At 66.5% G+C, this 10,095-nt stretch carries 10 protein-coding genes; 6 read left to right on the top strand and 4 right to left on the bottom strand.

Translation table 11 applies throughout. The annotated features are described in order from the left end of the window. Window positions 1–390: 390 nt before the first annotated feature. Window positions 391–852, bottom strand: coding sequence for a response regulator (locus SPMU_RS14595; protein ID WP_088334769.1), 462 nt, complete (start codon window positions 850–852; stop codon window positions 391–393). A gap of 114 nt (window positions 853–966) precedes the next feature. On the opposite strand from SPMU_RS14595, the gene SPMU_RS14590 reads away from it, so the two are divergent. Both SPMU_RS14590 and rsmD read left to right on the top strand, forming a co-directional pair. Next, the gene (locus SPMU_RS14590) at window positions 967–2,118 is read left to right on the top strand and encodes a pseudouridine synthase (protein ID WP_088334706.1); all 1,152 of its coding nucleotides are present in this window, start codon (window positions 967–969) and stop codon (window positions 2,116–2,118) included. Further along, the gene (gene rsmD / locus SPMU_RS14585; RefSeq protein ID WP_088334704.1) at window positions 2,118–2,657 is read left to right on the top strand and encodes a 16S rRNA (guanine(966)-N(2))-methyltransferase RsmD; all 540 of its coding nucleotides are present in this window, start codon (window positions 2,118–2,120) and stop codon (window positions 2,655–2,657) included. The genes SPMU_RS14590 and rsmD overlap by 1 nt, the downstream gene beginning before the upstream one ends. Window positions 2,658–2,919: 262 nt before the next feature. Here the strand turns inward: rsmD and SPMU_RS14580 are convergent, their stop codons facing one another. Continuing rightward, window positions 2,920–4,209, bottom strand: a complete 1,290-nt coding sequence (locus SPMU_RS14580) for an MFS transporter (RefSeq protein WP_088334702.1) — start codon at window positions 4,207–4,209, stop codon at window positions 2,920–2,922. 324 nt (window positions 4,210–4,533) lie between these two features. Further along, the gene (locus tag SPMU_RS14575) at window positions 4,534–4,935 is read right to left on the bottom strand and encodes a GFA family protein (protein WP_088334700.1); all 402 of its coding nucleotides are present in this window, start codon (window positions 4,933–4,935) and stop codon (window positions 4,534–4,536) included. Window positions 4,936–5,161: 226 nt separating this feature from the next. On the opposite strand from SPMU_RS14575, the gene SPMU_RS14570 reads away from it, so the two are divergent. From SPMU_RS14570 to SPMU_RS14555, 4 genes are all read left to right on the top strand, one after another. After that, window positions 5,162–7,465: an ATP-dependent helicase gene (locus SPMU_RS14570; RefSeq protein WP_088334698.1), complete on the top strand. Its 2,304-nt coding sequence runs from the start codon at window positions 5,162–5,164 to the stop codon at window positions 7,463–7,465. Between the two features lie 49 nt (window positions 7,466–7,514). Continuing rightward, complete coding sequence (locus tag SPMU_RS14565) at window positions 7,515–8,660, top strand: aspartyl/asparaginyl beta-hydroxylase domain-containing protein (RefSeq protein ID WP_245833366.1); 1,146 nt, start codon at window positions 7,515–7,517, stop codon at window positions 8,658–8,660. Between the two features lie 99 nt (window positions 8,661–8,759). Further along, a complete protein-coding gene (locus SPMU_RS14560; RefSeq protein ID WP_088334694.1) occupies window positions 8,760–9,317 on the top strand; it encodes a glycine zipper 2TM domain-containing protein in 558 nt (185 codons plus the stop codon). Next, window positions 9,314–9,736, top strand: a complete 423-nt coding sequence (locus SPMU_RS14555; protein WP_088334692.1) for a cupin domain-containing protein — start codon at window positions 9,314–9,316, stop codon at window positions 9,734–9,736. The genes SPMU_RS14560 and SPMU_RS14555 overlap by 4 nt, the downstream gene beginning before the upstream one ends. On the opposite strand, the gene SPMU_RS14550 is transcribed toward SPMU_RS14555, so the two are convergent. After that, the gene (locus tag SPMU_RS14550) at window positions 9,719–10,069 is read right to left on the bottom strand and encodes a WYL domain-containing protein (protein ID WP_245833374.1); all 351 of its coding nucleotides are present in this window, start codon (window positions 10,067–10,069) and stop codon (window positions 9,719–9,721) included. The two genes, SPMU_RS14555 and SPMU_RS14550, sit on opposite strands and share 18 nt — an antisense overlap. Window positions 10,070–10,095: the final 26 nt, after the last annotated feature.

Below are 10,095 nucleotides of genomic sequence, written 5' to 3'. Positions count from 1 at the left end.
CCCGGAAGTGACGCCGCCCGGCCCTGACTTCGACCAGCCTGCCCCCACCCTGCCCGGCAGCGATCCTGCGCCGGGGCAGCCGAGCATGATATAAGCGACGGAGACGGCGGCGATCCGCACCCGGATAGCGTTCCGGAGGACGAGCTGGAAACGGCGCCGGATAGCGCGGGCGACATGGGACGATGCGGCCCGCACGGACATCGAGGAACAGGCCGCAGCGCGCAACCAATCCGTTGATGCCGGCGCTCTCACGAAGCCGCATGACGCGCCGTTGCGGTTCAGCGAACCGGACGGCACTGACAGGTCAACCCGCGCGTGAGTTGATGTGGCTCGTCGTGGGCGATTAGATCCGAGGGCGACGCGCAAGAACCCTGGCTTGGCGCCAAGCGGTCAGCCAATTGCGGCCGCTCCGCCGGCGCTGGGATCGGACCCGGCAAATAAGCGGAACCCGTTGGGCAGCCGCCGCGTCGTCTTGCCCTCGCGCGCCGCTTCAATCGCCTCGATCGCCGCGATCAAGTCCCGCGGCGCATAGGGTTTTGACAAGCAGGCGACGGCCAGCGCCTCCGCGTCCCCGGGGCAGTTCCCCGTCACGAACATCACGGGCACGCCGCGCCGCGCCGCCGCCTGCGCCACTTCGATCCCGCTGCCATCGGCCAGCGCGATGTCCGCCAGGACCAGATGGATGTCATCGGCTTCATCGAGGATCGCAACGGCATGTGCCACGCGATCAACGGTGGCCACGATTTCATAATCCTGCTCGCTCAGCACATGCTCGGTGTCAAAGGCGACCAGCGGCTCGTCCTCCACCACGAGGAGCCGCACGATCGACCTCTTCTTCCTGCCGAAGATCATCAACTTGTTCCGCACCCTCAGTCACGGCTTGAGCCTGCATCAGATAACGCGTTCGGGCACGCTGCGACGCAAATAATTTCGCTGCGGCGGCACAACGCATGTATCAGGTGCGCCATGTCGAAATCTCCACGCGCCGGTTCGCCTTCCACCGCGCCCTTGCACCGTATTGCCAAGCTTCTTGCCCGCGCCGGCGTCGCCTCCCGCCGAGAGATCGAGCGCATGATCGCCGACGGCCGAGTCGCACTGGGTGGCGCGCCGGTGGACACGCCCGCCACGCTCCTGCCCTCCCTTGACGGCGTCACGGTTGATGGTGCTCCGGTGGCGGCGCCTGAGGCAGCTCGGCTGTTTCTGTTCCACAAGCCGACCGGAGTCCTGACGACCGAACGCGACCCAATGGGCCGCCCGACGATCTACGATCGGATGCCCAAGGGGCTGCCCCGGCTGATGCCGGTCGGCCGGCTCGATCTCAACACGGAGGGCCTGCTGCTGATGACCACCGACGGCGGTCTGAAGCGGCAGTTGGAGCTGCCGGCGACCGGCGTGGAACGTGCTTATCGCGCCCGCGCTTACGGCAAGGTCAGCCAGCCGCAGCTTGAGGAGCTGATCCACGGCGTCGAGATCGAAGGCGTGCGCTACGGCTCGATCGACGCGAACATCGAGCGGCGGACGGGTGCGAACCTGTGGATCGAGCTGATCCTGAAGGAGGGCAAGAACCGCGAAGTGCGGCGCGTTCTCGAACACCTCGGTCTGCAGGTCAGCCGGCTGATCCGCACTCGCTACGGCCCGTTCGTCTTGGGGGATCTTGCCCCGGGCCAGATCGGCGAGGTTCGTCGCCACGACGTGGAATCGTTCCAGGCCGATCCTACCCGGCGCGAACTGCCGCAACCGGCGCGGCAGCGCGGCGTCGCGCCCGTGGCGGTCAACGAACCGCGATCGCCCGACCAGAAACCGGCCGGTCGACCCGTCGCCATCGGGCGCGCCGCGCCAAGCGCGAAACCCGCGCCTTCGGGAGAGCGGAGGCCACCGGCAAAGCCGGGTACAGGGACGCCAAAGCCGACTGCAAAGCCCGCCGCGAAGTCCGCTGCGAAGCCGGCGAAAGGACCGCGGCAGCGCGCAGACGGCACATTAGCCGTACGGGACAATGGCGCGCGCAGCCAACGCACGCGCTCGTTCCGGCAGGAGAGCGGCGCGGAGACCGCCCGGCCCGCGCGCGCACGCTCCAGCCCCGGACCCAACCGGCCTACCAAGCCCCGGGGCGCGCGCTGATGCGCATCATCGCGGGGCAATGGCGTGGGCGGCAGCTCGTTGCGCCCAAGGGCGACACGACGCGTCCAACGGCTGATCGCACCCGAGAGGCGCTGTTTTCGATGCTGGTCAGCCGCCTGGGCACGTTCGAGGGCCTGGCCGTTGCCGATCTCTTCGCCGGATCAGGCGCGCTCGGGCTGGAGGCGCTGTCCCGCGGCGCTGCGTCCTGCCTGTTTGTCGAGCAGGATCGCGCGGCACTTGACGCGCTTCGCGCCAACATCGCGACCTTTGCCGCGCCCGGCGCAGACGTGCGCGCCGGCAGCGTGCTGGCGCTCGGACCCGCCCGTGCGCCGCTGGACCTCATCATGATGGACCCGCCCTACGGCACCGGCGCAGGTTCGGTCGCACTGGATAAGCTCGGACGTCTCGGCTGGATCGGGCCGGCGACATGGGTCAGCGTCGAAACGGCGAAGAATGAACCTGTGGCCGTCGACGGCTTCGTCGAGGATGCAACCCGCATCTATGGCAAGGCCCGGCTGACGCTCCTCCGGGCCGCGTAGCCTCAGCCGCTTTCCCGCACAGCGCGAACCGGGGACAGCACCGGGAAGCGAGCCCCGGCACGCGATCTCGTTGCTAGCGGTCGAGTGAGAGGCTGATCCCGGGTGGGCCGGGTGTTACTTCATCAAGCCGGGTTTGATCTGCGACCCGCCTCTCTGCGCGAACTAGGCAGACCTCACGCCCGGCGTCCGAGTTGGGGTCGGCCGGTCGGAGTACGCTCCGCGACCGCTGAAGTCCGCCGCAACCGCTCGCGCAGCTGCGGGATCATGGTTCAACAACCACTGCATGCGCTCCTGCCCGCGGCCTCGTCGCGAGCAGGGCAACTAAACTAAGCGCCGCAGCCCCGCTGCCATACCAGCCCACCGCACCAAGCCCAACGTTGTCGGCCAGTCCCTGCGCGATCAGCGGCGTTAGCCCGCCGCCCAGCACGCCCGCGATGTTGAACGCCATGGACGCACCCGTGTAGCGCACGCGTGGTGGGAACAGCCCCGGCAGCCACGCGCCGAGCGGCCCGTAGACGAAGCCCATCAGCAGCAAGGCAAGCGAGAGATAGGCGAACACCAGCAGCAGCGAGCCGGAGCCAAGCATCGGCCCGAGCAGCGGCCCCGCTAGCACGACACCCACGCAGCCGCCGGCCAACACCCTCCGCTCATCGAACCGGCGGTCCGCCAGCCATGCCGAGCCGTAGATCCCCAACGCCATGAACAGGATCGCGCCAAGCTGCACCAGCAGCATCGACTGCATCGAATACCCCAGCGTCTTGGTGCCATAGCCAAGCGCGAACGCGGTGGTGATGTAATATAGCGCGAAACAGGCGATCGCGCCGATCGTGCCCGCAATCGTCGCCAGACCATGATGGCGCACCAGCTCCGCGAACGGCACGGCCGGCGGCGGCGCTTCCTCCAGCGCCGCGGCGAACTCGGGCGTCTCGGTCAGCTTCAAACGGATCCACAGCCCCAGGCCGACCAGCAGCGCGCTGATCAGAAAGGGGATACGCCAGCCCCAATCGCGAAACTGGTCCGGCGTCAGCCACAGGCCCAGCAGCAGGAACAGGCCATTGGCGGCGATGAACCCTGCCGGTGCGCCCATCTGCGGCGCGCTGCCGAACCGTGCACGCCACCCCGGTGGCGCATTCTCCACCGCCAACAGCGCCGCGCCACCCCATTCACCGCCAAGCCCGAAACCCTGCCCGAACCGCAACAGGCAAAGAATGAACGGCGCCCACCACCCCGCATCGGCATAGGTTGGCAGAAAGGCGATCAGCGTCGTTGAAATGCCCATGGTGAGCAGGCTGGCGACCAGCGTGGACTTGCGACCGATACGGTCGCCGAAATGGCCGAAGAAGGCCGCGCCAATCGGCCGCGCGAAGAAGGCCACAGCCAGCGTGGCAAAGCTCGCCATCTGCTGCATGCCCGGCTCGGCAACCGGGAAGAAGATCTGCCCGAACACCAGGCTCGCCGCAGTTGCGTAGATATAGAAGTCGTAGAATTCGACTGCCGTGCCGACGAAACTCGCCAGCAGCACGCGTTGCGGGGGATTGGCACTCGTCGTCATGCCCCTCCTCTCTCCCCGTGATCCGCCGGCGTCAACATCGCTGGTGCGCAACAACATGGACGCCGCCAGACACAAAGACGCAACATCCAGCGCCTACATCAGCGTCATCGGCTTCATTCCCCCTGTCTGAGGCCGATCGCCAGCGCGTTTCACGCCTGGCACTCCCTGAACTACGGGGCGGTTCACTTAAGATGAACCGCCCCGACTTTCACGCGATCCGCCGCCTCACCCCATATCACCAAAGGCGCGTCGTCCCGGGCTTCCCAGCGATGCCGATGGCAGATGCTTCTTGCTGGCGGCCCGCCAGATTGGTGCAGAACGACTTCAGTCCATGCCGGGATAGGTCTGGAAAGCGGGAAGGTCGGCGATCCCAGCCGTCCAGCTCAGGCGATCCTTTACCATGATCTGGGCGCCTGGTGGCTGGCTTTCCGGGTCATCAAGCGTGCCGGAGTGGATATCGATGATGCCCGGCAGCACCTGGGGATTGCGATAGAACAGCCCGGTGCCGCACTTGCCGCAGAATTCGCGCGTGCCGTGCTCGGACGAATGATAGGTCGCCGTCTCGCCGCTGATCGTCACGCCATCCGCCTGCCAGGCGATCCAGCCGACCGCAGGCGCGCCCGACCATCGGCGGCAATCCTCGCAATGGCAGACGGCGTGATGCTGGGGCGGACCTTCCGCCGACCAGCTAACAGCACCGCAGTGACACTTGCCCGTCGTGGCCATCGAATCCTCCCTTGTTGTTTCGGCTATGTTCTCACTTGAGCAGGTCTTATGCAAGTCTCTCTGCGAAAGGCCGGGACGGCTCGAAAGAGGGCCCTCAGACCACTCCAGCGATCGTGGCGACGGCCCCAACCAAAGCCGGTGGTTACCTGCTACACGCCACGCGGTGGCCGGTCCGTGATCGTCTCGTCGCTTGCTCCGGTGGCCTGCGTTCCCTAACTGTTCGTGGGTGACCGATACCCAGCTTGCCGACCCTCCGTACCTGAGGAGCCTCAATCCGCAGCAGCGCGAAGCGGTGCTCACCACCGACGGGCCGGTTCTCGTGCTCGCCGGAGCCGGTACCGGCAAGACTGCGGCACTCACCGCCCGTCTCGCCCATCTGCTCTATACGCGGCGCGCCTATCCCAGCGAGATCCTCTCGGTCACCTTCACCAACAAGGCGGCGCGTGAAATGCGCGAGCGCGTGGGCCGGCTCGTTGGCGACGCCGTAGAAGGGATGCCGTGGCTCGGCACGTTTCACGCGATCGGCGCCAAGATGCTGCGCCGCCACGCCGAACTGGTGGGTTTGCAGAACAACTTCACCATCCTCGACACCGACGATCAGCTTCGCCTGCTCAAGCAACTGATCGTTGCTGCCGATATCGATGAAAAGCGCTTTCCCGCGCGCAGCCTCGCCGGCCTGATCGATGAATGGAAGAACAAGGGGCTGACCCCGCGCGAGATCGATGCCGGTGAAAGCGAACGCTACGGCAATGGCCGCGGCGGCGAGCTATACGAGCAATATCAGGCTCGGCTGAAGGCGGTGAACGCCTGCGACTTCGGCGACCTGCTGCTTCACGTCCTGACCATCCTGAAGACCAATCGCGAGGTGCTGGAGCATTACCAGCAGCGTTTCCGCTACATCATGGTGGACGAATATCAGGACACCAACTCGGTCCAGTATCTCTGGCTGCGTCTCCTCGCGCAGGAGCGGCGTAACATCTGCTGCGTCGGCGATGACGACCAGTCGATCTATTCCTGGCGCGGCGCGCAAGTCGAGAACATCCTGAAGTTCGAGAAGGATTTCCCCGGCGCCAAGGTGATCCGGCTGGAGCAGAATTACCGTTCCACTCCGCATATCCTCGGTGCAGCAGGCGGTGTGATCGGCAACAATTCCGGACGGCTTGGCAAACAGCTGTGGACCGAGTTGGACGTGGGCGAAAAGGTGCGCGTGATCGGTGTCTGGGACGGGCCGGAGGAAGCGCGGCGGGTCGGTGACGAAATCGAATCGTGCCAGCGCGCAGGCAAAAGCCTGGACGAATGCGCCATCCTGGTCCGCGCGCAGCATCAGACGCGTGAGTTCGAGGATCGCTTCATCGCCATCGGCATGCCCTACCGCATCGTTGGCGGCTTCCGCTTCTATGAGCGGCAGGAAATCCGCGACGCGCTCGCCTATCTGCGCATCGTCAATCAGCCAGCGGACGATCTCGCCTTTGAGCGGATCGTCAACACGCCCAAGCGCGGCCTGGGCGACAAGGCGATCGCCAAGCTGCATCAGCTCGCGCGCGCCGAGGGCCTGCCGCTGAGCCTCGCCGCCGCGCGCATCCTCGACACGGACGAGCTGACGCCGCAGGCACGCCGCGCGCTCGGCAACTTCATCGGCGACATCGCACGCTGGCGCGACATGGCGCGCGAACTGCCGCACGCCGAGCTGGCGCGGCAGATCCTGGACGAATCCGGCTATACCGGCATGTGGCAGGCGGAGAAATCAACCGAAGCGGCGGGCCGGTTGGAGAACCTAAGCGAACTGGTCCGCGCGATGGAGGAATATGAAAGCCTCGGCGCCTTCCTGGAGCATGTCAGCCTCGTCATGGACAATGAGGGGGCACGCGAGGATCCCAAGGTCACGATCATGACGATCCACGCGGCGAAGGGGCTGGAGTTCGACACCGTGTTCCTGGCAGGCTGGGAAGAAGGCATCTTTCCGTCGCAGCGCGCCCTTGACGAGGGCGGCACGCGCAGCTTGGAGGAGGAGCGGCGGCTCGCCTATGTCGCGATTACGCGCGCGCGGCGACGCGCGGTGATCCTGCACGCCGCCAACCGCCGCATCTACGGCCAATGGACCAGCTCTATCCCCTCGCGCTTCGTGGGCGAACTGCCGCCTGATCACGTGGACAGCGAAACAACGATGAGCGGCGGTGAAAGCCTATGGCGCGCGAACTGGTCCGAACGCGCCGACCCCTTTGCCGATGTTGGCCGGGGCACTGGTCGCGGCCCGGGATGGCAGCGGGCGGCCGGCGCGCTGGGCGGCAAGCCCGGTGGCGAGTGGCAGACCCGAACGTTCAGCCGCGAGCCCACCCGCGTGGTGGAGAGCCGCGCGCCATCGGTCAGTCTCGGCAACAAGGGCCGCTCGGATCTCTCGGTCGGCCAGCGCGTGTTTCACCAGAAGTTCGGCTACGGCACGATCGAAAGCATCGAAGGCAACAAGCTCGAGATCGATTTTGAAAAGGCTGGGCACAAACGCGTGATGGACAGCTTCGTCACGCTGCCATGATGCGGCGCTTTACCTGGGCGGATGGAGTCGCGATACAAACGGCATGACCATGAGCCGCGCCGAAGCCGAAGACCTCGCCAGACAGGGCGTGGAGGCGCTGCGGCGCGGCGATGGCGCGGCTGCGCGCGACTGCTTCAACCGGATCATCGCGGCGCGCCCCGCCGGCTTTCCGCTCCCCTGGCTCGCGCTGGCGCAGGCGTACCGGATCACTGCCGAGACGGCTGGGGAGACCGAAGCGCTCCAGGCACAGCTCAGCGAGCAGCCCCGCAACATTGCCGCGCTTCTTCTGATGGGCGATCGCAAGCGGCTCGACGGCGATGATCGCGCCGCCTCGAACTTCTACACCGCCGCGCTGAACCAGGCCGCCGTGACGCGCGACGTGCCGGCCTCGCTGCACCCGTTGCTGCGTCAGGCGGAAGCGTTCAAACGGGAGGCGAGCGAGCGGTTCACGGCGCATGTCGAAGCCGCCATCACCGGTGCCCAGGCACCCCGCGTCGCTCGGTCGCTCGATCTGCTGCTCGGACGGCGGGAGCTATACCTCCAGCAGCCGAGCATGTTCTATTTCGAAGGGCTGCCGCAGCGCCCCTTTTATTCGCGTCACGAATTCGCCTGGGTGGCGGAGCTGGAGGCGGCCACGCCCGCGATCCGTGCTGAGCTCGAGGCCGTGGCCGAAGGATTCGCACCTTATGTGGAGGGCAATCCGGATCGCCCGCTGCCGAACAATCCGCTGCTCGGCGACCCCGCGTGGAGCGCACTTCATCTCTGGCGTGGCGGCGAGGTGGTGGAGGTCAATGCGTCTCGCTTCCCCGCCACCATGGCGGCGCTCGCCAAATTGCCGATTCCGCGGATCACTGGACGCTCGCCGATGGCGCTCTTTTCGCGCCTGACGCCGGGCACGCATATCCAGCCGCACCATGGCCTGCTCAACACGCGCCTGATCTGCCACTTGCCGATCATCGCGCCATCCGGCTGCGGCCTGCGCGTTGGCGCTGACGTGCACGAATGGCGTGCGGGCGAACTGGTGATCTTTGACGATTCGTACGAGCATGAGGCGTGGAACCGCGGCACCGAGACCCGCACGGTGCTGTTGTTCGAAATCTGGAAGCCCGAGATCGACGAATCGGAGCGCACCGAGCTCACCCGCTTGTTCGAAACGATTGACGCTTATGGCCCCGCGATGATCGATCAGGGCTGATCGGCCGCAGGTCCGGCGAACCAGCTTTGTTCAGGAACGATATTGCCGAGCAGCCGTACCTTCATCCGGCCCATCATCGGGCGTGGAGATAAATGCCCCATGTTCACTCGTCATATCGCGATCGCCCTTGGCGCCATGGTGGCGGCGATGGGCACGCCGGCCGTGGCCCAATCCAGCGCTGACGATGCGCGCTTCCGCGCCGCGCAGGAGCGCTTCGAACGCGAGCTTCAGGTCTTCCGCAGCGAGTTCGATCGCTACCAGGCCGTGCGCCGCGTGCCGGGCACCGGCTATCGCGATCCGCGCTGGGATGACGGCCGCACGGCGCCGCCGCTGCCGCGCGGCTCGTCGTACGATGACGAAGGCGATTGGCGGGACGAGGGTGACTACGATCCCACGCGCTATTATCGCTCAGGCGGGCATTATCAGGAGCGTGTTCTGGCGCCCACCGACCGTGTCTATTCCGGCTCCGATGGACGTTATTACTGCCGCCGCTCGGACGGCACCACCGGCCTCATCGTCGGCGGCGCACTGGGCGGGGTGCTCGGCAACGTGATCGACGGCGGGCGCAGCCGGATCGTGGGCACGCTGTTCGGCGGGGCAGCAGGCGCGCTGGCGGGCCGCGCAGTGGACCAGAACAGCCAGGTCCGCTGCCGGTGAGCAACGCGGCCACCCTCATCGCGCGGCACGGGGTGGTGCCGCATCCCCAGGGTGGCCATTATCGTGAAACGGTGCGGCTGCCGGGCGCCATGCCGGGCGAACGATCGGCGATGACCGCGATCTTGTTCCTGCTCGATATCAACGAGCGATCGCATTGGCACCGGATCGACGCGGCGGAACTATGGCTCTGGCATGCCGGCAGCCCGCTGATGCTGCACATCGAGGGCGAGGACGGGCGCTTCACCAGCCATCGCCTGGCACCGGAGACACCGCAAGCACTGGTGCCTGCAAACGGCTGGCAATCGGCGGAAGCGCCTTCCGACTGGGCACTCGTCAGCTGCGCGGTGACGCCGGGCTTCGATTTCGCGCGCTTCGAGCTCGCGCCGCCCGGCTGGTCGCCATCAGCCCTCGATGGTTAGCAGCGTCACGCCCTGATACCGCTCTTCCTTCGGATTGAAGAGCTCACTGCGGGTAAAGCGACGGGGCGTGATGCGAAGGCCGCTAAGGCCCGCGATCTTGAACGCGCCGATCTTGGGCTCGCGCGGCGGCTTGCCATCGCGCTCCACCGTGACCGCATCGAGATAGAACTCGCCGTGCTTGGTATAAACGATGTGCGGCGCCAGCGTGACCGACCCGCGATTGTACGTCGCGGCAACCGCCTGTTGCTTGACGATCGCTTCGAAAACGGTGGGCATGCTGACGGGCGGCGTTGCTGGTGCGGCGACCCGATCTTCGTCGGTGTTCAGCTTCATGCTCACCGGCAATATCCATGCTGTTG

The organism is Sphingomonas mucosissima (assembly GCF_002197665.1).
GTDB lineage: Bacteria > Pseudomonadota > Alphaproteobacteria > Sphingomonadales > Sphingomonadaceae > Sphingomonas > Sphingomonas mucosissima.
Note: the sequence above shows the minus strand (reverse complement) of the source record. Positions and strands in the feature narration are given on the sequence as shown.